General features: G+C 62.8%; 18 protein-coding genes. 2 read left to right on the top strand and 16 right to left on the bottom strand.

Translation table 11 applies throughout. The annotated features are described in order from the left end of the window. Positions 1–258: 258 nt before the first annotated feature. Entirely contained in the window at positions 259–615 is a 357-nt protein-coding gene (locus ACUZUJ_RS09520) for a hypothetical protein (protein ID WP_159360045.1), read from the top strand. A 91-nt stretch (positions 616–706) separates the two neighbouring features. Here the strand turns inward: ACUZUJ_RS09520 and ACUZUJ_RS09515 are convergent, their stop codons facing one another. From ACUZUJ_RS09515 to ACUZUJ_RS09455, 13 genes are all read right to left on the bottom strand, one after another. Continuing rightward, positions 707–1,627 (bottom strand): restriction endonuclease, encoded by a 921-nt coding sequence (locus ACUZUJ_RS09515; protein WP_458220258.1) that lies wholly within the window; start codon positions 1,625–1,627, stop codon positions 707–709. A gap of 214 nt (positions 1,628–1,841) precedes the next feature. Next, positions 1,842–3,449 carry a type I restriction-modification system subunit M gene (locus tag ACUZUJ_RS09510; RefSeq protein ID WP_458220259.1) on the bottom strand — a complete coding sequence of 536 codons (1,608 nt, stop codon included), beginning with the start codon at positions 3,447–3,449 and terminating at the stop codon, positions 1,842–1,844. Further along, entirely contained in the window at positions 3,446–4,585 is a 1,140-nt protein-coding gene (locus tag ACUZUJ_RS09505; RefSeq protein WP_458220260.1) for an AAA family ATPase, read from the bottom strand. Before ACUZUJ_RS09505 ends, ACUZUJ_RS09510 begins: the two co-directional genes overlap by 4 nt. Further along, complete coding sequence (locus tag ACUZUJ_RS09500) at positions 4,582–5,865, bottom strand: restriction endonuclease subunit S (RefSeq protein WP_458220261.1); 1,284 nt, start codon at positions 5,863–5,865, stop codon at positions 4,582–4,584. The genes ACUZUJ_RS09505 and ACUZUJ_RS09500 overlap by 4 nt, the downstream gene beginning before the upstream one ends. After that, positions 5,855–8,851 (bottom strand): type I restriction endonuclease subunit R, encoded by a 2,997-nt coding sequence (locus ACUZUJ_RS09495; protein ID WP_458220262.1) that lies wholly within the window; start codon positions 8,849–8,851, stop codon positions 5,855–5,857. Before ACUZUJ_RS09495 ends, ACUZUJ_RS09500 begins: the two co-directional genes overlap by 11 nt. Positions 8,852–8,918: 67 nt before the next feature. Further along, entirely contained in the window at positions 8,919–9,128 is a 210-nt protein-coding gene (locus tag ACUZUJ_RS09490; protein WP_458220263.1) for a helix-turn-helix domain-containing protein, read from the bottom strand. Positions 9,129–9,587: 459 nt separating this feature from the next. After that, on the bottom strand, positions 9,588–11,153 hold the full coding sequence (gene guaA, locus ACUZUJ_RS09485) for a glutamine-hydrolyzing GMP synthase (RefSeq protein ID WP_458220264.1): 1,566 nt from the start codon (positions 11,151–11,153) through the stop codon (positions 9,588–9,590). Continuing rightward, positions 11,150–11,626, bottom strand: coding sequence for a hypothetical protein (locus ACUZUJ_RS09480; protein ID WP_458220269.1), 477 nt, complete (start codon positions 11,624–11,626; stop codon positions 11,150–11,152). The genes guaA and ACUZUJ_RS09480 overlap by 4 nt, the downstream gene beginning before the upstream one ends. A 107-nt stretch (positions 11,627–11,733) precedes the next feature. Then, positions 11,734–13,191, bottom strand: coding sequence for an IMP dehydrogenase (gene guaB / locus ACUZUJ_RS09475; protein WP_026347169.1), 1,458 nt, complete (start codon positions 13,189–13,191; stop codon positions 11,734–11,736). A gap of 518 nt (positions 13,192–13,709) precedes the next feature. Next, positions 13,710–14,588: a bifunctional methylenetetrahydrofolate dehydrogenase/methenyltetrahydrofolate cyclohydrolase FolD gene (gene folD / locus ACUZUJ_RS09470; protein ID WP_014036908.1), complete on the bottom strand. Its 879-nt coding sequence runs from the start codon at positions 14,586–14,588 to the stop codon at positions 13,710–13,712. Between the two features lie 177 nt (positions 14,589–14,765). Further along, positions 14,766–16,595 carry a monovalent cation:proton antiporter-2 (CPA2) family protein gene (locus tag ACUZUJ_RS09465; protein ID WP_135968240.1) on the bottom strand — a complete coding sequence of 610 codons (1,830 nt, stop codon included), beginning with the start codon at positions 16,593–16,595 and terminating at the stop codon, positions 14,766–14,768. A gap of 218 nt (positions 16,596–16,813) precedes the next feature. Then, positions 16,814–17,950: a molybdopterin-synthase adenylyltransferase MoeB gene (moeB, locus tag ACUZUJ_RS09460; RefSeq protein WP_458220265.1), complete on the bottom strand. Its 1,137-nt coding sequence runs from the start codon at positions 17,948–17,950 to the stop codon at positions 16,814–16,816. A 60-nt stretch (positions 17,951–18,010) separates the two neighbouring features. Continuing rightward, complete coding sequence (locus tag ACUZUJ_RS09455) at positions 18,011–18,922, bottom strand: LysR family transcriptional regulator (RefSeq protein WP_458220270.1); 912 nt, start codon at positions 18,920–18,922, stop codon at positions 18,011–18,013. 119 nt (positions 18,923–19,041) lie between these two features. Here ACUZUJ_RS09455 and ACUZUJ_RS09450 point away from each other — a divergent pair, with 119 nt between their 5' ends. Then, a complete protein-coding gene (locus tag ACUZUJ_RS09450; RefSeq protein ID WP_458220266.1) occupies positions 19,042–20,076 on the top strand; it encodes an alcohol dehydrogenase catalytic domain-containing protein in 1,035 nt (344 codons plus the stop codon). A gap of 58 nt (positions 20,077–20,134) precedes the next feature. Here ACUZUJ_RS09450 and der read toward each other — a convergent pair whose 3' ends face one another. The 3 genes from der to ACUZUJ_RS09435 are packed head-to-tail and all read right to left on the bottom strand — an operon-like array spanning position 20,135 to position 23,396. Next, a complete protein-coding gene (gene der / locus ACUZUJ_RS09445) occupies positions 20,135–21,532 on the bottom strand; it encodes a ribosome biogenesis GTPase Der (RefSeq protein WP_014036905.1) in 1,398 nt (465 codons plus the stop codon). Between the two features lie 17 nt (positions 21,533–21,549). Beyond that, on the bottom strand, positions 21,550–22,758 hold the full coding sequence (gene bamB, locus ACUZUJ_RS09440) for an outer membrane protein assembly factor BamB (protein ID WP_014036904.1): 1,209 nt from the start codon (positions 22,756–22,758) through the stop codon (positions 21,550–21,552). Continuing rightward, entirely contained in the window at positions 22,758–23,396 is a 639-nt protein-coding gene (locus tag ACUZUJ_RS09435) for a YfgM family protein (protein ID WP_032960761.1), read from the bottom strand. Before ACUZUJ_RS09435 ends, bamB begins: the two co-directional genes overlap by 1 nt. Positions 23,397–23,404 lie beyond the last annotated feature (8 nt).

The raw sequence follows: 23,404 nt of genomic DNA, 5'->3' as shown, positions 1-23,404 counted from the left end.
CGGCGGTGTAAACACCATGGCGCGCCACCGACAACGGGTGGCCGGGCGTGCAAACCCGAGACGTAGAGTGAAAACGCTTGCCAGTCGGCACCGTCCTTGGGGCGGTGCCGGCTGGCAATCCGTCGGCCTATATGGCGGACGGTGCGTGGGGGCCTTCGGGCCCGCCGGTCACTTCTCTGCGTCCCGGTTTGCAACCCGCACCGTCCGCCACCCGCTCACACGGTGGCGCTGTTAAGCACAGCCACGGAAGCCGACGCCATGAACGAATCCGACACCTTCTCCTCGTACACCGTTGTTGAACCCATCAACGACGACACTCCCCTGCCCGACCTGAACTCCCTGCTCGGCATCCTCAAGCGCATGCGCGGCTGCGAGGGGGCTGATGGGCATCCTTGGCCAGAAACCGATGTGTCGCCCGGGCGTCGCGTGAGCCTGGCGAGGAGTGAGCGCGCGATGGTTGGGGCGCTCACGGTGCTGGAGCTTTTGCATGCGGCAGATCGCTGCCGGGTGGCCGCGGAGCCGGAGCGGCATTTGGATGAGGGGGTTGTGGATGGGCTGTTTCTGGCTTGCCGGGGGTTGGTTGAGTGGGCCTGTCACGAGGTTCGGCCGGAGTGAGGCGGGATCCGCTCACAAGGCCCGGAAATCAACCCCAACAGGGCTCGCAACTGCTCCCTCGAAAATGTCCCCTGACTGCAAATACTGCAAATCAAGCATCTTCGTCGAAATAATCGCTATCCACGGATGGGACCCGAAGAATACGCGAGCTCACACCCACCTCATTGTCGATCATGAGACCAACTAATCGGTTTCCATCGACGATAACAATGCCCTCAACAGAGCCAACGAATTCAACTGCCTGAGGCGTGAAGCCAGACGTGGTTATGAAAACTCCGCGTTTGGCCTTCTGTCCGGCAAGCGCCCCGTAGAAAGCCTGAAGCTCGGGCCTACCAACCGTGCTCTTCCAGCGCTTCGCTTGCACATAGACCTTGTCCAGCCCGAGCTTATCAAGCGAAATCACGCCATCGATTCCGCCATCTCCAGCGCCGCCGACGCGTAACAGGTCAGAGCGGCTCGCGCCGTACCCCAGTCGATGCAGGATATCGAGAACGATGATTTCAAACCGCCCGGGAGAAACACGCAGCAAGCAATCCAGAAGCTCAGCCGCTGTGGCCGATTTCAATTCAGCAAGTGCACTATCAAGTCGATCATCGGGGCTCAAAACCGGAGACCCGGGAGCTAGTTCACTGGATGCAGGGCCATCTAGCGCCGCAGCATCCACCGAAGATCGAAGCTTAACCGAGAGGTAGCCATTTGCGATTCTCCCAACCTCCGCATCGTCCAGCGGTAACGGATGATCGCTAACGTAATTTCTGCCAGCCTCCGTCAACTGCCAGACACCGCGTCTCGGGCTGGACGAAAGGCCAGCGCGCTTCAGCCGATCATGTGCCCAAGCCGCTCGATTCTTATAGACCTGCGCACCGCTATCCAACACCCGGAGCTTCTGCTCCTCGGTCAGCCCTAAGACACTGGCCGCAGCATCATATGCTGCGGCAGCAGCAACGCCTCCAGGGTGTCCCTCGAGAAAGCGCAGCACGGGATCGATGAATTTGTCGTAAGTTGGAATCATCAACTTTGCCCTGTACTGTGTCTTCTTAACGACTATAACCTAATCCGGACAATGGCCCTAAGATTCCCATCTAGCACAGGCAAGATCTGAGCAATTCTGACCCACTCCCGATAGCAAGGCCATCAGACGCTAGAGATTCCTGACCCACCCCCAATTCCCGGTGCATTTCAAAGTAGAAAATCCGGCGTTCTACGGCACCCATTTGTGGGATCGCCTAGGGCAATAAAGGCAATCCCAGTTCAGCCAGATACTGATTGTGTCGCTTCTTGGCTTCGGTAATCTTCTGTTCGGCGGCGAGCAAGTTGGCATGCACCACCGCCAAGTCGATCTCTTCCTCGGCCTCAGCCGTGCTCACGTAGCGCGAGATGTTCAGGTTGAAATCGTTCTTCTCGATTTCTTCCATGCTCACGCGGCGCGAATAGCGCTGCTCTTCCTTGCGGTACTGGTAGGTGTCGATGATCTTGTTGATGTGCTCGGACTGAAGCACGTTCTGCCGCTTGGCCTTGTCGTACTCCTCTGCGGCATTGATGAACAGCACGTCGTCCGGCTTCTTGCACTTCTTCAGCACAAGGATGCACACCGGGATGCCGGTGGAGAAGAACAGGTTGGCGGGCAGGCCAATCACCGTGTCAATGTGCCCATCCTTGAGCAGCTTGGTGCGGATGCGGGCCTCGGCACCGCCACGGAACAAGACCCCGTGCGGCAGGATGATGGTCATCACACCGTCCTGCTTCAGGAAGTGGAAGCCATGCAGCAGGAAGGCGAAGTCCGCCGCCGACTTCGGCGCCAGGCCATAGTTCTTGAAGCGCATGTCCTCGCTGAGCGATTCCGAGGGCTCCCAGCGATAGCTGAATGGAGGGTTGGCCACCACTGCATCGAACTTTGGCATCTTGGCCGGGTTGGTCTCGCGCAGGGCCTCCCACTCGTTGAGCAGTGTGTCGCCGTGGAAGATATCGAACTCCGAATCCTTCACCCCGTGCAGCAGCATGTTCATGCGCGCCAAGTTGTAGGTGGTGATGTTTTTCTCTTGCCCATAGATCTTGCCGATGCCGTGCGGCCCCATCCGGTGACGCACATTCAGCAGCAGCGAGCCAGACCCGCAGGCAAAGTCCAGCACGCTGTCCAGGTGCGAGCGTTGGCCCGTGGCGGGCTCCTGCCCGTCCAGCGTGACGATGGCTGACAGGATGCTGGAAATGGGCTGCGGGGTGTAGAACTCGCCCGCCTTTTTGCCCGAGCCTGCTGCGAACTGACTGATCAGATACTCATAGGCATCGCCCAGCGTGTCGCTGTCGGTCGAGAACTGGCTCAGCCCGTTCGCGATCTCCTTGATGATCTTGCACAGCTGAGCATTGCGCTCGGCGTAGGTCTTGCCAAGCTTGTCCGAGGCGAGGTTGATCTCGGAGAACAAACCCCGAAAGGTGCTGGCGAATGATTCCGTCTCGATGTAGCCCAGGCCCCTCTGCAGCGTCTTAAGCAGCTCACCATCCTGGGTGCGCGCCATCTCGGCGATGTTGCCCCACAGGTACTGCGGCTCGATCACGTAGTGCACCTTGCGGCGCATCTGCTTCTCGAATTCTTTGACATCGCCTTCGTTGGCCTCGTACCAAAGCTGCAGCGGCGTAGTAACTGAACCGTCGATTTGCTTCGGGTAGTCCTGGCCCAGCTCTTTTTTGGCAGCGGCCTCGTAGTTGTCCGAGAGGTAGCGCAGGAACAGGAAGGCGAGCATGTAGTCGCGAAAGTCATCCGCGTTCATGGCGCCGCGCAGTTGGTCTGCAATCGCCCAAAGGGTCTTGCCCAGTTTTTGCTTTTCGAAATCGGTCATGGTGTACCTGCTGGCCCAGCAGCCGGTGCAGGCTGGGGGAACAAATCGGGGTTGAACGGGTAGCGATTCAGGAAGCCATCAAGAATCGTCTTGAAGTGCTCCTTGTTCTCGTCTCCCATCGGCACGGGTTCGAACAAGGAATAGTCGCCGTGGCTCAGGATGTTGATGAGCCGGGCATACAAAACACCTTCCGGGTCGTCCGCATCGTCGGTCGGGATGCAGGCCGAGAACTTCGAGAAGCCATGGAAACTCGCTGACTTCTCCAGCACCGAGCGGAGCATGTTGAAGTGGTAGGTGTACAGCTCGCCCGAATGAGCAGCCTGGTAAAGGTCCGTCAGCACCGCCACATGGTGGAAGAACGGAGTCGCGCCGGTGTAGGCCAGGTTGTATGAGCCGTCCGTTTTGGATCGCGACAAGAAGTGCGCCGAGACTTTCTTCGACTTGCGCGCATCCAGTTCGTTGTGCATCACGTTGAAGAACAGCGGATGGTGCGACGAGATGACGACCCTCAGCGTGTTGTCTGCCTTGCTCAATAGCTGCGCCAGGTGGTTGCCCACGGAGACGGCGTTGTGCTCATCGAGCGACGAAATCGGATCGTCGATGTAGACGTACTTCACCCAGCGGTAGGCCTCGATCTCCGGGTCCATCGCCAGCCGCATGACGGCGAGGAAGAAGCACCAGACGAAGAGGTTCTCTTCGCCGCGCGACACCTTAATGTTGTCGATGACCTCCCCGTTCACCGTGCGCGAGAACCGCACCGCCCATTCCTGAGTGTCGATGCGGAAGTCAAAGTCCGCGTAACGCTGCAGCAGCGGCCGGATGCGGTTGTCCATCTCCAATTCGGCCAAGCCGGCGAAGAAGCGCGAGTCGGCGTTCAGCGTCAACTTGCGGTCGCTGTCACCCTCCAAGTCGTTGTCCCAATGGAATAGGTCTTCGGTGAAGGCATTGAAGTAAAGGGTGTCACGCGCTTCGCCGTTGGCACCACCCTGCTTGCCGATGTCCTTGAAGGCCATGGACAGGCGTGTCTTGCCGGTGCCGTTGTAGGCATACAGGACGATGGTCTTCTTGTTTTCCAACTCAGCCCGCAAGTGGGTTGCCAGGGCGGTCAGGTTGGCGAAGGTCTTTCCTGGCTTCATTCCTGAACCTCGTTGAGCGCCGGGAATAGCTGTTGCATCAGCCCTTTCTTGAAAACTCTAAGTTGCCCCACTCTCTGGGCTTGCACACGCACCAAATCATCAAGCGAGGAAAGGAATGATGATATTTTATCTTGTTCATCCTTATTCCGTGGATAGGAAATATGAATATTCTCAATGAGTCCCGCGCTTAGATTCGCCTGCCCTCCGGAATTGCTGATTTCCCGGATTTCTTTGTATCTGCCATTAAGGCTTTGAAAAACGAAGCTGTTGGATACTTCTCTCGACCTCAAGAGAATTGCTGCACAAGCTTGATTCGTGGCGGCGGCAATCCCTAAGACGGCAACTTTTCCGCGCGTCTGCCCCTGACCATACATGGCCATAAGTATCGTACCTTGAGGAAAAACCTTTGCCGACGACTCCTTTAGGCCCGCCTGGGTAATAAACTCTTCTGCTTCAAGAATGATTCCGGCGTCGATAAGTGAGGTGGTTACCCAGGGAATATCACCACCCCAATATGCCGGAATCGTGCGCGCCGGCGTTCCTCCCGATTGAATGGCTGCAACTTCGCTCAGCTTGGTTGAAACCCACGGAGCATCGCATTGGAACTCTGGAAAACGCAGGCGAGGGACGGCCTCTGCCCTCTGAGGGAAGAGCTCCAACACCAGAGCCATCTTATTTTCTCTGAGCGCCTTGAGCTTTTTTTCTTCCGCCTCTATCAGTTCGTCCAGGGAAGACAAGCAATCAGCGATGCACTGTTGCTCCGGGTGTGAAGGGATAGCCAGATGCAGCTCAGAAAACTGCTTGTAGCTAATCATCTTCCCGTCACGGAGGCCCTCTAGATTTTTTGTTAGCTGCCGAATAAATCGATCAGTCTTTAAGTAATGCCTAAAGTAATCTTTGGAGTTTTCGTTTTTTAGTCGCAGAATAACGTAGGCAGGACTGCAGATGCCACGATATTCTGAAAATTCGACCCCCCCCTGAAATGAGCGCAGGCTAATGATAAAGTCACCAACTTCTACGACTTTATAGCCCTCGATGCTCGCATCTGCTACCGATACATGATAATCAATGAGGTCGCGCGGAATCGCTCCGTGCTCCTGTGTCACAGCGAGAACAGGGAGGTCGGCGTTGTGTTCTTTATTGTTGACCTGATCGAAAACTTCTCCGCCAAGTTTTGTATTCCAGGGCGCAGAGTTGCGGAACTCAGGCAGGCGGAGATTGGGCAGCCTCACCCTACCGACGTTACTCTTCATCATTGCGGTGTTTTTATTATTGCTCATACGCACTCAACCCTGAAATCTCTCGCCCTTGCGCCAGTTTTTGCAGCAGCGGCGTGAGTTCTTCCATCAACGCCAGCTCCTTCTGCGTGCGGGCCTTCCAACCCAGATTCAGTGGCGTCATCAATTCGCTCAGCGCTTCGCCGTCAAAGATGCGGCGGCGCAGCACGCCATCGACGAAGCCTTGCAACGCATCGGTCCCCAGACCATGGCGCTGTGCCATCTCGGACAGCGCCCGGCTCTTCTTCTCAGACTTGAAGCGGTCAAAGTCCTTGCGAATGCCGTCCTCGTCCAAGGCCTGACCGACGGGCAGGCCACGTATGTATTCGGCGATGTCGTCGCGGTCGTCGATGAACTTGGCATCGGCCTGGATCAGGCCGATGAGCTGCTCGCGGTTCAAGGTCAGCTTGCCGGGCTTCTGCTGCGTCATGCGGGCAATCAGGCCCATGATGTAGTCGTAGTCGATCACCGCCGAGGCGAAGAGCACGAACTCGAAGTCGAGCTGCTGCACTTCGGGCGGCGCTTGGTCGCGGTCTTGTAGAGCCTTCAAGCGCTTGGCGATTTCCAGGTACACGCCCTTAAAACCCAGCATCTGGTCAGGTGGCACGATCTGCGTGATCTGCGACTTCTGCTCTTCCGACAGGTCGGTGTATTGATCCAGCTGCGTTTTGAGGCGCTGCACTTCTTTGAAGAGGTTGACGAACTGGCTGCGCGCAGCGTCACCCTTCAGGTTGGCGACTTCTTCCGGGGCGTTCGTCAGCCCTTGTGACTGCATGAAGTCCGCCAGCTTTTGCGTTGCGGCTTGCAAGGTGTCGATGACCTTGGGCGCCGGGTCCACCAGCCAGATTTCGCGCGGGTTGTCGGTCTTCTCGCCCGAGAACAGCGCGATGGCCTCTTCCACAGGTTCTTGCTGCTGGCGGAAGTCGAGCACATTGCCGTAGGGTTTGCTGTCGTTCAAGACGCGGTTGGTGCGCGAGAACGCTTGGATTAGGCCGTGGTACTTGAGGTTCTTGTCCACGTACAGCGTGTTGAGGTACTTGGAGTCAAAGCCGGTGAGCAGCATGTCCACCACGATGGTGATGTCGATCTTCTGGCCATGCGGCAGATCGGCATTCGGGTACTGCTGGTCCTTGATGCGCTTCTGCACATCCTGGTAGTACAGGTCGAAATCGGCAATGCGGTGGTTGGTGCCGAAGCGCGCGTTGTAGTCGGCCATGATGCGCGTGAGCGCTGCCTTCTTGCCTTCGGGGTCCTGCTGGTTGTCGGCCTTCTCCTGCGGCAGGTCTTCCTGAATCTGCTGCACGTCTTTGTTGCCTTCGGCAGGTGGGGAGAACACGCAGGCCACGTTCAGCGGAACGAAGCGGTCATCGTCGGCACGCCGTTTGTCCTGTAGCTCCTTGAATGACTCGAAATATTCGATCGCGTCGTTGATGCTGGCGGTGGCCAGCACGGCATTGAACTTGCGCCCGTTGGTGGCGGCATCGTGCTTGGCCAGTATGGTCTCGATGACCTTGGCTTTCGGTAACCCCTCGCCCGGCTTCGGCGGCTTCTTGCCCTCGGGCTTGAAGAAGTCGATGTGGAACTTCAGGACGTTTTGGTCTTCGATGGCGTGTGTGATCGTGTATTCGTGCAGGCAGCGCTGGAACAGGTCATCCGTGGTGCGGTAGCTGGCCTGCTGGCCTTCAATCTTCACGGCCGTGGCGTTCTCTTTGAAGATCGGGGTACCGGTGAAGCCGAACAACTGGGCCTTCGGGAAGAACTCCTTGATGGCCTTGTGGTTGTCGCCGAACTGCGAGCGGTGGCACTCGTCGAAGATGAACACCACGCGCTGCTCGCGCAGGAGCTCCAGACGCTGCTTGTAGGTCTCCTGACCCTGCTTTTCCTTCTGCTTGTTGCGCTTGCTGTTCTCGTCCAGCGCCAGGCCGAGCTTCTGGATGGTGGTGACGATCACCTTGTCGGCGTAGTCGTCAGACAGCAGGCGGCGCACCAGCGCCTCGGTGTTGGTGTTCTCTTCGACGCAGCCTTCTTGGAACCGGTTGAATTCTTCGCGGGTCTGGCGATCCAAGTCTTTGCGGTCCACCACGAACAGGCACTTGTCGATGTCCGGGTTGTCTTTGAGCAGGGTGGACGCCTTGAACGAGGTCAGGGTCTTGCCTGAGCCCGTGGTGTGCCAGATGTAGCCGTTGCCGCAGTTCTGGTGGATGCACTCCACGATGGCTTTGACTGCATAGATTTGGTACGGCCGCATCATCAGCAGCTTCTGCTCGCTGGCCACCAGCACCATGTAGCGGCTGATCATCTGGCCCAGGGTGCACTTGGCCAGGAACTTGTCGGCGAAGCTATCGAGCTGGGTGACCTTCTTGTTGTCCTCGCTGGCGAACTGGTAGACCGGCAAGAAGCGCTCGTCGGCATTGAAGCTGAAGTGCCGGGCGTTGTTGTTTGCGAAGTACCAGGTGTCGGTGCGGTTGCTGACGATGAAGAGCTGCAAGAAGCACAGCAGGGTCTTGCCATAGCCGTTGCCGGGGTCGCCCTTGTAATCGACGATCTGCTGCATAGCGCGGCGCGGGCTGACCGCCAGCGTCTTCAACTCGATCTGCACTACCGGCACACCGTTGATGAGCAGCATCACGTCGTAGCGGTGATGGCTGTTGTCGGTGTTCATGCGTAGCTGGTTGACGACCTCGAAGTCGTTTTTGCACCAGTCGCGGATGTTCACCAGCGTGTAGTTCAGCGGCGTGCCGTCGTCGCGCTCGAAGGCGTTGATGTTGCGCAGCGTTTGGGCGGCGTTGTAGGCATCGGGCGTGATAATGCTGTCCAGCAAGCGTTGGAACTCGCCGTCGGTCAGACGCACCCGGTTGAGTGCCTCAAATTTGGCGCGAAAGTTGGCCTCTAGCGCAGCACGGCCCCGGATATCTGGGCGATAGGTGTACTTGAGGTCACCAAGCTTGGCGATCAGATCGAGTTCGATTTGTTGTTCTGAGGTCGTCATGACTCTTTTCTCAAGGACCCAAATGGTCTACTAGCGCCATTGCATGAGCGGGTAAAAGCCGTAGTGCTCATGTGTGTTGACTCCCTGACTCAGTGGCACCTTCGTCGGCTCCGCCTGCGCGCACCCACTCGTCCACTTCGGACAACTGAAACTTCCACAGCCGCCCTACGCGGTGCGCTGGTAGGCCCTTGCGCTCTCTCCAGCGATAAACAGTGTCTTTGGCGACACCGAGATGCTGGGCCACGTGATCAGCAGTCACCCATGGTTCAGTACTCATGTCGATGGCGCTCTGGAATTATGTTCTAAAGTCGTCTTAAATCGTCTAAAGTCTATCATTGGGATAATATTTATGCATCAGCCTAGCCAACCTCAAGCTCCCAGATTGATCGACGTCACCGTCAACCGCTCATGCCCGAGTTCACGGCTGATTTGCTGGCGGGCGTGTCGGTCGACCAAGCGCTGCGACAGAGCGAATTGAGCCTTGCCAGGTCCGTCTGCTGCTGGTGACTTCCACCCCGTCAATACTTCATATCGCATCTGTGCATACTGATGCCGCAGCCCATGCATATTGCTAATCCGAAGGCAGCCTGCAGTTGAAGGCTCATGCATACGAGGTGGCCGGCAGATTCTGACCTTGATACAAATCCAGCGCGACGTGCCAAAAGTTTCGAAAAGAGAACACCAGGGCACGCACCACAAACAACAAGGGCGCCATTCGGCGCCCTCGTTCTTCAACTCACTCCCACTCAATAGTCGCCGGCGGCTTCCCCGAGATGTCATAGACAACCCGCGACACCCCCCGCAACTCATTGATGATCCGGTTGCTCACCGTCCCCAGGAACTCGTACGGCAGATGCGCCCAATGCGCCGTCATGAAATCAATCGTCTCCACGGCCCGCAGTGCAATCACCCACTCATAAGCCCGCGCATCGCCCACCACGCCCACCGACTTCACCGGCAGGAACACGGCAAACGCCTGGCTGGTCTTGTCGTACAGGTCCGCCTTGCGCAGCTCATCGATGAAGATGGAATCGGCCTTGGCCAGCAGTTCGGCGTACTCACGCTTCACTTCGCCCAGGATACGCACGCCCAGGCCCGGGCCCGGGAACGGATGGCGGTAGACCATCGTGCGCGGCAAACCCAGCTCAACGCCCAGGCGGCGCACCTCGTCCTTGAACAGCTCGCGCAGCGGCTCCACCAGGCCCAGCTTCATGTGCTCCGGCAGGCCACCCACGTTGTGGTGGCTCTTGATCACATGCGCCTTGCCGGTCTTGCTGCCGGCCGACTCGATCACGTCCGGGTAGATGGTACCCTGCGCCAGCCACTTGGCGTTGCTCAGCTTGTTCGACTCTTCGTCGAAGATCTCAACGAACAGGTTGCCGATGATCTTGCGCTTGGCTTCCGGGTCGCTCACGCCTTCCAGCGCGGCGAAATAACGGTCGGCGGCATTTACGCGCACCACCTTTACGCCCATGTGCTCGGCGAACATCGCCATCACCTGGTCGCCTTCCTGCCAGCGCAGCAGGCCGGTATCCACGAACACGCAGGTCAGCTTCTCGCCGATGGCCTTGTGCAGCAGCGCGGCCACAACCGACGAATCAACGCCGCCGGACAGGCCCAGGATCACCTCGTCATCGCCCACTTGATCTCTTACGCGGGCGATCTGGTCGTCGATGATGTTGGCGGCGGTCCACAGGGTCTGGCAGCCGCACACATCCATCACGAAGCGGCGCAGCAGCGCCTGGCCCTGCAGGGTGTGGGTCACTTCCGGGTGGAACTGCACGCCGTACCAGCGCTTTTCTTCGTTGGCCATGGCGGCCACCGGAATGCGGTCGGTGGTGGCGGTGATGGTGAAGCCCGGCGGCGCAACGGAGACGTGGTCGCCGTGGCTCATCCAGACATTCAGCTTCGGCTCGCCGCCGTGGTCGCTCAGGCCCTTGAACAGTGCATCGGGGTTGATCACGTTCACTTCGGCGTGGCCGAACTCGCGCTGGTCGGCGGCTTCGGTGGCACCGCCCAGCTGCGCGGCCAGGGTCTGCATTCCGTAGCAGATGCCGAAGATCGGCAGGCCGCTGTCGAACACTTCCTGCGGTGCGGCAGGCGCACCCGGCAGCGTGGTCGATTCCGGGCCACCGGACAGGATGATGCCCTTGGCGCCGAACGCCGCGATCTCGGCCGGGTTGTGGTCCCACGCCCAGATTTCGCAGTAGACGCCCAGCTCGCGGATGCGGCGGGCGATCAGCTGCGTGTACTGCGCGCCGAAATCGAGGATGAGGATCTTGTCGTTATGGATGTTGGTCATGGTGCCGTTCCAGTGGTGTTTTTCGCAGCGCCCGGCGCTTCAAGGCTCTGCGTCAGCGTGGCGATGAACGCCTCGCGTTGTTGAATATGTGAGGTGTCTTCCTCGTCCCAGCGCAGCATCAGCAGGCCGTGCGGTGCGTTGGGGTTGGAGCGGTCAGCGCGCGGCAACTCGGCGATCTCCTGCACTTCGGTGCCGGGCACGATGCGCCGTTGCAGCGCTGCCATCGAGAAGCCCGACTCCGCAGCGCCCCAGGACGCCCAGCGCACGCTCATCCGTGCGGGCTCCAGCGCGCCCAGTACCGGCGTCAGCACCGGATCATCCGGCCCGTGCAGCAGCTCGGTAATGCATTGCAGCGTGACCTGCAGCGGGCGCTCGCCGATGCCTTTCAGCAGCCAGCGCTGCTCGCCGGCGGCCTGCACCTGCCAGCCCTTTGGCAGCGAGAACGCGTTCTGGCACGCCTGCACGTCCTGCAATTGCGAAACCGCCGCGCCCGGAGACCCGGAGCGCGGCGGCGGTTCGGACAACGAACAGCCTGCCATCAGCAGGCTGCCCGTAATCGCAAGAGCAGTTCGCAAGCGCATCAGGCGCGGTAGTTCGGCGGCTCTTTGGTGATCGTCACGTCGTGGACGTGGCTCTCACGCTGGCCGGCGCCGCTGATCTTCACGAACTTGGGCTTGCTGCGCATGTCTTCGATGGTGGCGCAGCCCACGTAGCCCATGGTGGCGCGCAGGCCGCCCATCAGCTGGTGGATGATGCCGCCCACCGGGCCGCGGTACGGCACGCGGCCTTCGATGCCTTCCGGCACCAGCTTGTCTGCGGTGGCGGCGTCCTGGAAGTAGCGGTCCTTCGACCCCTTCTCCATGGCAGCCAGCGAGCCCATGCCGCGGTAGCTCTTGTACGAACGACCCTGGTACAGCTCGGTCTCGCCCGGCGACTCCTCAGTACCGGCCAGCAGGCCACCGACCATGATGGTCGAGGCACCGGCGGCCAGCGCCTTGCCGATGTCGCCCGAGTAGCGGATGCCACCGTCGGCGATCAGCGGGATGCGGTCCTGCAGCGCCTCGGCCACCAGGTCGATTGCAGTGACCTGCGGCACGCCGACGCCGGCAACAACGCGGGTGGTGCAGATCGAGCCCGGGCCGATGCCGACCTTCACTGCGTCCGCGCCGCTGTCCAGCAGCGCCAGTGCGGCTTCGCCGGTGCAGATGTTGCCACCGATGACCTGCACGTGCGGGAAGTTCTTCTTGACCCAGCTGACGCGGTCCAGCACGCCCTGCGAGTGGCCGTGCGCGGTATCGACCACGATCACGTCCACGCCGGCGGCGACCAGCGCTTCCACGCGGCGATCGGTATCGCCACCCACGCCGACGGCAGCGCCGACCAGAAGGCGGGTCGACAGATCCTTGGCAGCGTTCGGGAAGTCGGTGTTCTTCTGGATGTCCTTGACGGTGATCAGGCCACGCAGTTCGAACGAATCGTTGACCACCAGCACCTTTTCGATGCGGTTGCGGTGCAGCAGCTGCAGCACTTCGTCAGACGCGGCGCCTTCCTTGACCGTGATCAGGCGATCCTTCTTGGTCATGATGTGGCGGACCGGATCGTCCAGCTCGGTCTCGAAGCGCATGTCGCGGTGGGTCACGATGCCGGCCAGCTGGCCGTCGCTGCCCACCACCGGCACGCCGGAGATGTTGTGCGCCTGGGTCAGGGCCAGCACGTCGCGGATGGTGGTTTCCGGGCCGACGGTGATCGGGTCGCGGATGACACCGGCCTCGAACTTCTTGACCTTGGCCACTTCCGCGGCCTGCTGTTCCAGGCTGAGATTCTTGTGGATGATGCCCATGCCGCCGAGCTGGGCCATGGCGATGGCCAGGCGGGCTTCGGTGACGGTATCCATGGCTGCGGACAGGATCGGAAGCTTCAGCTTCAGGTCGCGAGTCAACCGCGTTTCGAGGTTGACGTCCTTGGGCAGGATGGTCGAATGGGCGGGGACGAGCGAGACGTCGTCGTAAGTGAGTGCTTCAGCCTGGATGCGCAGCATCGGCATACCCGAGATGTGGGGAAGCGCGACATTTTACCCCTTTTTCGCGCCCTGTGGCAGGGGGTAGATGCGACGCAGTGTCGCGCGGGCGGTGATTGGTTCAGGGGGGCCGCAACCTGCTCTCAGGGCATGGAACCTGCTCTCGGTGGGTGCGGACCGTTGGTCCGCACTGGAACCGCCTTTGGTAGGTGCCAACCTTGGTTGGCACAAACAGGGAGAGGCCTTCACCCCATCTGGAGTCCAGCGCCGGACGGATCGTGCCAACCAAGGTTGGCACCTACCAACAGCCGGTCGTCGGCCTGCCTGTGGTGGGTGCGGACCGTTGGTCCGCACTCTCTCTCAGACACCAGTGCCCCAGCAGGAGCCCCAGCCCTCTGGCATTGTGCCGACCAACGGTCGGCACCCACCAGCAGCACATCTCGCGAGCAGACCCAAGGGCCAGATCCAGCCGCTTTAGGTGGGTGCGGACCGTTGGTCCGCACTATCCCTCAGACATCTGAGACCAGCCCCAGCCGCCGTCAGCTAAGCGCTTCCGCCGCTTCCAACGTGTTCTGCATCAACGTGGCCACGGTCATCGGGCCCACGCCACCCGGCACCGGGGTGATCCAGCTCGCCCGCTGGGCAGCCGCTTCAAACCCGACGTCGCCCACCAGGCGGCCGTCATCCAACCGGTTGATACCGACGTCGATCACCACCGCGCCCGGCTTCACCCACTCGCCCGGCACGATGCCCGGGCGGCCCACCGCCACCACCAGGATGTCGGCGTTGCGCACGGCCTGTTCCAGCACGTCCTTGGGGGTGAACTTGTGGCAGCTGGTCACGGTGCAGCCGGCAATCAGCAGTTCCAGGCCCATCGGGCGGCCGACGTGGTTGCTCACGCCCACGATGGTGGCGTTGCGGCCGCGCACCGGCTGGTCGGTGTGGCCCAGCAGCGTGGTGATGCCGCGCGGGGTGCACGGGCGCAGGCCGAACTCGCGCAGGGCCAGGTGGCCGACGTTTTCCGGGTGGAAGCCGTCCACGTCCTTGCGCGGGTCGATGCGCTGGATCAGCCGGCGCGCGTCGGGGATGCCCGGCAGCGGCAGCTGGATCAGGATGCCGTTGATCTTCGGATCGGCATTGAGCTGGTCGATCAGGTCGAGCAGCTCGGCCTCAGTGGTACCGGCCGGCAGGTCGTAGTCATGTGCTTCGATGCCGACCTTCTCGGCGGCACGGCGCTTGTTGCGCACGTACACGGTCGAGGCCGGGTCGCCACCGACCAGCACCACGGCCAGGCCCGGACGGCTGCCACCGGCAGCCACGCGCGCGTCGACGCGCACCTTCAGGCTGTCGAGCAGGTCCTCGGCGATGCGGCGGCCATCAAGGATGCGGGCAGGAAGCTGGGGGGCGGAATCGGTCATCGGGAGCAGGCGTGGGGCGGCGGGGACGCTATTGTCCCCGATTCAGGCCCCCTCGCCCACCGCGGAATGGGGTCCTGATGGGGTCGGATCCCTTTGCCACAGGCAAAGGGCTCTGACCCCAACATGGCAGAACGGGTCAGAGCCCTTTCCTTCGGAAAGGGATCCGACCCGGGCGGGTCATTCCTCTTCCGGCACATCCTGCGGGTTCAGCGTCTTGCTCTCCCGCTTCGGCGCAGTGAACGGCGTCGGCGTCGGTACGCCCTGCGGGCTGTTGCCGTAGATCATCCGCGCGCCGGCATTCAGACCACCACCGGCAATCTCCAGCTCGAAACGCTCGGCATCGCGGCGACGGATCTGCTCGGCAATCTCCACCGCGTCGTCTTCATCCGCCCCCAGTTCCACCAGCGCGGCCTGGCCAAACAGCACTGCCGATTCAAAGGTCTCGCGAATCTGGAAATCGACACCGGCATGGATCAGCCGCAGCGAATGCTCGCGGTCGAACGAGCGCACCATCAACTTGGCCTGCGGGAATTCATGCGCCACCAGTTCAACGATGCGGTCGGCCGCCTCGGCCTTGTCCACGCACACCGCAATCGCACGCGCGGTCGCGGCGCCCGAGGCATGCAGCACATCCAGACGCGTGCCATCACCGTAATAGATCTTGAAACCGAACCGCGCCGCGCTCTGGATCATCTCCACATCGTTGTCGATGATGGTCACGTCCACGTCGCGCGCCAGCAGCGACTGGCTGGCGACCTGGCCGAAGCGACCGAAACCGATCAGCAGCACGCTGCCGGACAGGCCGTCGGCCTCGTCCACGCCGTCCATGTTCACCGTCGGCTTCGGCGCGATGCGCTTGTAGACCAGCACCACCAGCGGAGTCAGTGCCATCGACAACACCACCACGGCGGTGAAGTTGGCATTGATCTCCAGGTCGATCACGCCGGCCGATGCGGCGGCGGAGAACAACACGAAGGCGAACTCGCCGCCCTGCGCCATCAGCACGCCACGGTCCAGCGCCTGCGCGTGGTCGCTGCCCATCACGCGCGCCACCACGTAGATGCACAGCGCCTTGGCCGCCATCAGCGCCAGCACCAGGCCTAGGATCAGCTGCCAGTGCGCGGCCACCACGCTCAGGTCCAGCGCCATGCCCACGCTGAGGAAGAACAGGCCGAGCAGGATGCCGCGGAACGGTTCAATGTCCGCCTCGATCTGGTGGCGGAAGGTCGACTCGCTCAGCAGCACGCCGGCCAGGAACGCGCCCATCGCCATCGACAGGCCGGACAGCTGCATCAGCAGCGCCGCACCCAGCACCACCAGCAGCGCGGCGGCAGTCATCACCTCGCGCGCCTTCGACTCGGCCAGCACGCGGAACAGCGGGTTGAGCAGGAAGCGGCCGACCAGCACCAGGCCGACGATGGCACCGACGCCAATCGCCACCGACAGCCAGCGAGAACCCTCGCCATCGGCACTGCCGGCACTCGGTCCCATCCAGGCCACCAGCGCCAACAACGGCACGATCAGCAGGTCTTCGAACAGGAGGATGGAGACGATCTTCTGCCCCGACGGCAGCGCGATGTCGCCACGCTCGGCCAGCAGCTGCATGACCACCGCGGTGGAGGTGAGCACGAAACCGGTGGCGCCGATGAAGGCCACCTGCCATGGCAGGCCGAACAGTTTGGCGATGCTGGTCAGCACCACCGCACAGGTGACGATCTGCAGCGTGCCCAGCCCGAAGATTTCCTTGCGCAGGCTCCACAGGTGCGAGGGCCGCATCTCCAGGCCGATCACGAACAGGAACATCACCACGCCGAGCTCGGCGGTATGCAGGATCGCCTGCGGATCGGAGAACCAGCCCAGCCCGAACGGTCCGATCGCCAGGCCGGCAGCGAAGTAGCCCAGCACCGAGCCCAGGCCGGCCCGGCGGAACAAAGGCACCATCACCACCGCCGCGCCCAACAGGGCGACGACCTTGACCAGCTCGCTGGTCGCTGCTTCTACCGCCATGCGGTGTTTTCCCCAAGATCCAGAATCGGGTTCAACAATAGAGCAATGCCGATGACGGCAATAGCACGCATGTTGCGCCGGATTGTCTTGGATGTGGAACGATGCTGGGAGCGACCCCCAGCATCATCCCGAAACCCGATACATCCATCCACGCATGGCGTGGATCTACCGACGCATTAGTAGATCCACGCCATGCGTGGATGAATCCCCGGCCGGGTTCACCCACCCCGGCAAAACGCCGCGTAATCGATATACCCCGGGAACGGCACGCCCGGCGCGCACACCGGGCAACGCGGGTCCGGCCGGATGCCGGTCTCGCGGAAGCGCATGCCCAGCGCATCGAAGCGCAGCAGGCGCCCCACCAGCGGCTCGCCGATGCCCAGCAGCAGCTTCAGCACCTCGGTGGCCTGCAGCACACCAGCCAGGCCCGGCAGCACACCCAGCACGCCCGCCTCGGAACAGTTCGGCGCGAACTCCGGCGGCGGCGGCTCCGGGAACAGGCAGCGGTAGCACGGCGCCACGCCACGCTGGCGGCCGGCGTCAAACACGCTTACCTGGCCGTCAAAGCGCTCGATGGCGGCATACACCAGTGGCTTGGCGTGCTTGATGCAGGCGTCGTTGAGCAGGTAGCGCAGCGGGAAGTTGTCCGACCCATCCAGCACCACGTCCACGCCCTCCAGCAGCACATCCACGTTCTCGGACGTGACCCGTTCCGGCACCGCCTCGACCTCGATCGACGGGTTCAGCGCCAGCAGCCGCTCGCGCGCGGAATCGACCTTGAGCTGGCCGACGCTGGCCTCGGTATGCACGATCTGCCGGTGCAGGTTGCTGCGTTCCACGCGGTCATGGTCGGCGAAGCGCAGATGCCCTACCCCGGCCGCGGCCAGATAGAAGCCCGCCGGCGCGCCCAGGCCACCTGCACCCAGCACCAGCACGCGCGACTGCTGCAGCCGGCGCTGGCCGGCCTCGCCCACCTGTGGCAGCAGCAGGTGGCGCGAATAGCGATCGTAGAAGTCGCGGTCGGCAGCGCTGGCCAGGGGCTGTACCAGCGGCAGCGACTGCTCGCGCCAGGCCACGGTGCCGCCCATCACGGAAGCGACGCGGGTGTAGCCGGCCTCCAGCAGGAACTGCGCGGCATCGGCCGAGCGCTTGCCGCTCTGGCAGATCAGCAGGATTTCCTGGTCGTGCCGCGGCAGATGCGCGGCCGGGTCGGCCTGCAGCTCGCCCTTGGCCACGCCATGCGCGCCTTCGGCCATGCCCCCGGCCCGTTCGTGCGCCTCGCGCACATCGATCAGCACCGCGCCATGGGCCAGGCGCTCGCGTGCCTGCGCGGGGGAAAGCTCTTGGATGCTCATGGCCGCATTATCACGCAGGCCGCTCTGCCTTGCCTTGACCAATGCCCGGCGCTACCCGGACTACCCGCGCCCGCCGTGCTGTTCCTGAAGAAGACCGATCAGCGCTTTCAGCCCGGGCGGCACATGCCGATGGCCCGGGTAGTACAGCGAAAGACCGGGAAACTCGGGACACCAGTCCTCGAGCAGCCGCAGCAGGCGGCCATCGGCCAATGGCTCCAGTGCCAGATGCTCGGGAACGAAGGCAATGCCGATACCTTCAATGGCCGCGTCGACCATCAACGGCTGGTCCGTCAGCGTGATCGGCCCGGAGACGTTCACCCGCTCGGTGGTGCCTTGATGCTCGAACTCCCACCGGTAGATCGCCCCACTTTCGAAGCGGAAACGGATGCAGTCGTGCTGATGCAGATCCAGCGGCCGCAGTGGCCGCCCACGCGCCTGCAGGTACGCCGGCGAGGCAACCGCCGCGAACCGCATGGGCGCGGTCACTGCAATCGCGACCATGTCCTGGGGCACGGCTTCGGTCAGGCGGATACCCGCATCGAATCCCTCCGAAACGATATCGCCCAACCGGCCGTCACTGACGATATCCAGGTGGATCTGCGGGTACTGGCGCAGGAACCGCGCAAGCACGGGCTTCAGCACGAGCCGTATGGCGCCTTCACTGGCGTTGATGCGGACCGTACCGCGCGGCGTGCCAGCCTCAGTATCCACCGACTGCAGGGCCTCTTCGATCGAGGCCATGGCCGGACGCAGTTTTTCCGCCAGCCGCTCCCCGGCGTCGGTCAGCGAGACGCTGCGCGTGGTGCGATTGAACAGGCGCGCACCCAGCCGCTGCTCGAGCGCCTTGATCGCATGACTGATCGCCGACGGCGTGATGTTCAACTCCGCCGCCGCGCTGCGGAAGCTCCGATGCGCTGCCACCGCCAGGAACGCAGTGAAGGCGGCCAGATCACCTCCGCCGGATTGTTGAATACTACTCACCATATCGTTAAATATTGAAGCGATTGTCTTGATAGTCAACCGATTCTACGCTCCGGGGTGTCCGCGGGCACACGCCCTCGGCGCTCACCCACCGGGACAGGATCAAGACGATGAAAACGATGAAAGCGGTTGTGATGACCGGGCCGAATGCGCCGTGGCAGGTACAGGACGTCCCGATGCCCGTGATCGAACCGGGCCAGGTGCTGGTCAAGGTCCACGCATCAGGCATGTGCTACACGGACGTGTGGGCAACCCAGGGCTATGGCGGCGACATCTACCCGCAGACACCAGGGCATGAAGTGGTCGGCGAGGTCGTGGAAGTGGGCGCGGGCGTGCACACGCGCCGGGTGGGCGATCGCGTGGGCACCTCATGGGTCCAATCCGCATGCGGCCGATGCCCCTACTGCCGCGAGAGCCGCCCCTTGTCCGGGCAGACCGCGATGAACTGCGATGCACCCCGCACCACCGGCTTCGCCGCGCAGGGTGGACACGCACAGTACATCGCCATCTCTGCCGAGGGCACGGTACTGCTGCCTGACGGCCTCTCCTACGTGGACGCCGCGCCGATGATGTGTGCCGGTTACACCACCTGGAGCGGGCTGCGCGATGCGGCGCCCCAGCCACGGGAGAAGATCGCGGTACTGGGTATCGGTGGACTGGGCCACGTCGCCCTGCAGCTGTCCAAGGCCTGCGGCTTCGAGACCATCGCCATCACCCATTCCGCAGACAAGCATGCGCTCGCCCAGCAGCTGGGCGCTGACCAGGTCGTGGCCAACGGCAAGGAGCTGAAGGCCATCGGTGGCGCCGACGTACTGCTGGTGACCACCAATGAATTCAGCTCGGCCGAAGAAGCGATGACCGGCCTGCGTGTCGACGGGCGCGTTGTGCTGTGCGGCCTGGACTTCAGCCAGCCCTTCTCGATCTCGTCCGAAGGCGTGCCGTTCCACATGATGCGCCAGCGCGTGATCGGCGCCACCCATGGTGGCCAGCACTACCTCAGCGAAGTGCTGCAGCTTGCCGCCGCCGGCAAGGTGAAGCCGATGGTCGAGACCTTTGACCTGGACCGCGCGACCGAGGCGTATGACCGCCTGTCGTCGGGAAGGATGAGGTTCCGTGGCGTGCTGTTGCCGTGGGGCCACGCCTGAGGAAGGCGGCCACAAAGCGCGAACGAAAAAGGCGGCCCTCAGGCCGCCTTCTCGTGAATCACTTGCCCTTGACGTGCTTCATCAAGCGCCGCTTGGCCTTGACCTGCCGCTCGGTGAGGACGTTCTTCTTGCCCTCGTACGGGTTGGTACCCTCGCGGAAGATGAAGCTCACCGGCGTGCCGATCAGCTTGAAGCGCTTGCGGAAGAAGTTCTCCAGGTAGCGCTTGTACGATTCCTGCAGTTCCTTCAGGCGCGTGCCGTGCACGATGAAGGTCGGCGGGTTTGCCCCAGCCGGGTGCACGTAACGCAGCTTGGAGACGTGGCCGCGGATGGTCGGCGGCGGGTTGGTCTCGTACGCCACTTCCAGCGCCTTGTTCACTTCGCTGGTGGTGAAGGTCTTGTTCGCCGATTCGTGCGCGCGGTGCACCGCACGGAACAGCTCACGCAGGCCCGAGCCATGCTTGGCCGAGATGCGCACGGACTCGGCCCACGGCACGAAGCCCAGCTTCAGCGACAGCATGGTTTCGGCCTGCTCGCGCTGGTACTCGGTCAGGCCATCCCACTTGTTGATGGCGATCACCAGCGCGCGGCCGGCGTCGAGCACGGCACCGAGCACGGTGGCGTCCTGGTCGGTCACGCCTTCGGTGGCGTCGAGCATCAGCACGGCCACCTGGCACTGCTCGATCGACTGCATGGTCTTGACCACCGAGAACTTCTCGACGACCTCGTCCACGCGCGAACGACGGCGCAGGCCGGCGGTATCGATCAGCCGGTATTCGCGGCCGTCACGCTCCAGGTCCACGGCGATCGAGTCGCGGGTGGTGCCCGGCACGTCGGAGGCGATCATGCGCTCCTCGCCGAGGATGCGGTTGACCAGCGTCGACTTGCCCACGTTGGGGCGGCCGACGAAGGCGATGCGGATGCGGTTCGGATCGTTGTCCAGCTCTTCGCCGCTGCCTTCTTCCGGCAGGCGCTGGATCACTTCGTCCAGCAGGTCGTCCAGGCCCTGACGATGCGCGGCCGACACGGTCAGCATCTCGCCGAAGCCGTAACGGGCGAACTCCGAACGCACGGTGTCCTCGTCGGTGCCGTCGATCTTGTTGATCAGCAGCAGCGTCGGGCGCGACAGCTTGCGCAGCCAGGCCAGGATCTCGTCGTCCATCGCCGACGTTCCCTCACGGGCATCGACCACGAACAGGATCAGGTCGGCTTCCGCCGCAGCGGCGCGGGCCTGGCGGGTGGTAGCCCCTGCCAGTCCCTCTTCCTCTTCCGCGATACCGCCGGTGTCGACGACGAGGAAATGATTGTCCTCGTCCAGACGACAGACACCGTAATTGCGGTCGCGGGTGACGCCGGGCTGGTCATGGACCAGCGCGTCACGGGTGCGCGTAAGCGCATTGAAAATAGTCGACTTGCCGACATTCGGCCGTCCAACCAGGGCGACCAAAGGCAGCATCGCGATTACTCCAATTTTTAATTTGCCAACCGGAAGGCGGTCAGCTTGCCATCAACGTTCTGCACCAGCAGCACCCCGTCTGCGACGACCGGCTGGGCCAGCAGGGCGTCGCCGCCACTTTTTGCCCGTGCCGCCATCGCACCATCGGATGCCTGCAACCAGTGCACGTATCCCTTGTAGTCGCCGACCACCACGTAGTCGCCGTGCAGCGCCGGGCCGGTCAGCGAACGACGGGCCAGTGCGGTCTGCGACCACATGGCAGCGCCGCTGGCCTTGTCCAGGCCGAACACGCCGCCCTTGTTGTCGGTGACGAACACATTGCCCGACGACACCGCCACGCCACCGGCACCGCCATGGTCGCGCGCCCACAGCGGGCGACCGGTCGGGCCTTCGATGGCCATGGTCTGGTTCTTGAAGCTGCTCACGTAGAGGGTATTGCCCTCCAGCACCGGAGCACCGTCAACGTCGGCCATGCGCTCCAGCTCGGTGCGGCCTTCGCCGTTGCCGAGGTTCTGTTCCCACAGGGTGCGGCCATCCTGCTGGGCCAGGGCCGCAACCGCGCCCTCGTCCTTGCCGATGAACAGCACGCCCGGGCCGGTCACCACCGGCGCGTTGCCGCGTACGGTCAGCGCCGGCAGTTCGCTCGGGTTGAACCACTTCTGGGTGCCGTTGCCGGCATCGAAGCCGGTGACGCGGCCGTCGTTGCTGCGCACGTAGACCATGCCCTGGGCAACGGCCGGCGCGGCGATGACTTCACCCGGAACGCGGGCGCGCCACTTCTCGCTGCCATCGTTGATGTCCAGCGCGATGACCTGGCCATCCAGCGTGCCGATCACGACCAGGTTCTCACCGACACCCGGGCCGCCGGACAGGCGCAGCTTGGCCTTCTTCTTTTCCTTCTTCGGCTCCCAGGTCCAGACCTTCTTGCCGGTCTGCAGGTCGATGGCGTGCACGCCACCGGTGATCGCCGCAGCGAACACGTGGCCGTTGGCCACCGCCGGGCCCTGGCGCACGCCGATGCGGCGCTCGCCCTTGCCGAGGTTGACCGACCAGGCCTTGCTGACCTTCAGGGTCGGCTCGAACTTGACCAGCTCAGCCGGTTCCTGTGCCTTCTTCGCGGCCGCGTCCTTGCCGGCGAACCAGCCCTTCATGGTGCTGCAGCCGGTCAGGGCCATGCCCATCAGGAGCACGGTGGCGACGCGGGTGATCATGACCTTCTGACTCATCAAACCGACTCCGCAGGGGCGGCGACCGTGCCGCCGGCGTCCATAACCTTGGTTTCCAGCAGGCGCCGCTGCGGCGCTGCCACGTCCAGCGTCTTCAGCGCCTTCTCGTACTGTGCACGGGCGTCATCGCGCTTGCCCTGCGCCATCAGCGCATCGCCATGGATTTCCAGGCTGCTGCTGTCGGTGGCGCTGCCCAGCAGCTTGATCGCCTCGTCGCTCTTGCCGGTAGCCACCAGCAGGCGGGCCACACGCTGGTCGACCACGCGCTGCAGGTCACCCTCGACCTTCACATTGCGCAGGGTGGCCAGTGCTTCTTCGTTCTTGCCGGCGTCGACCTGGGCCTTGGCCAGCTGCAGCGCCGCGAGGTCGCCGTAGATGCTGGACGGGCCGGCTTCGAGCGCCTTGACCGCCTTGGCGGCATCGTCAAGCTTGTTCTGCTGCAGGCCCTGCAGGGCCTTCTGGTACTCGACATTGGCCGAGGCCAGCTTGCCGCCCTGATCCTTCTGGTACCACTGCCAGCCGGCAATGGCACCGATGGCGATGACTACGCCACCGAGGATGCTGGCGCCATTCTTCCGCAGCCAGCTGCGGACGCGTTCACTTTGTTCGTGCTCGTCGAGCAGATCGTCGATCGCCATGCGTACTC

The sequence above is a fragment of the Stenotrophomonas sp. S4 genome (genome assembly GCF_054187805.2).
Note: the sequence above shows the minus strand (reverse complement) of the source record. Positions and strands in the feature narration are given on the sequence as shown.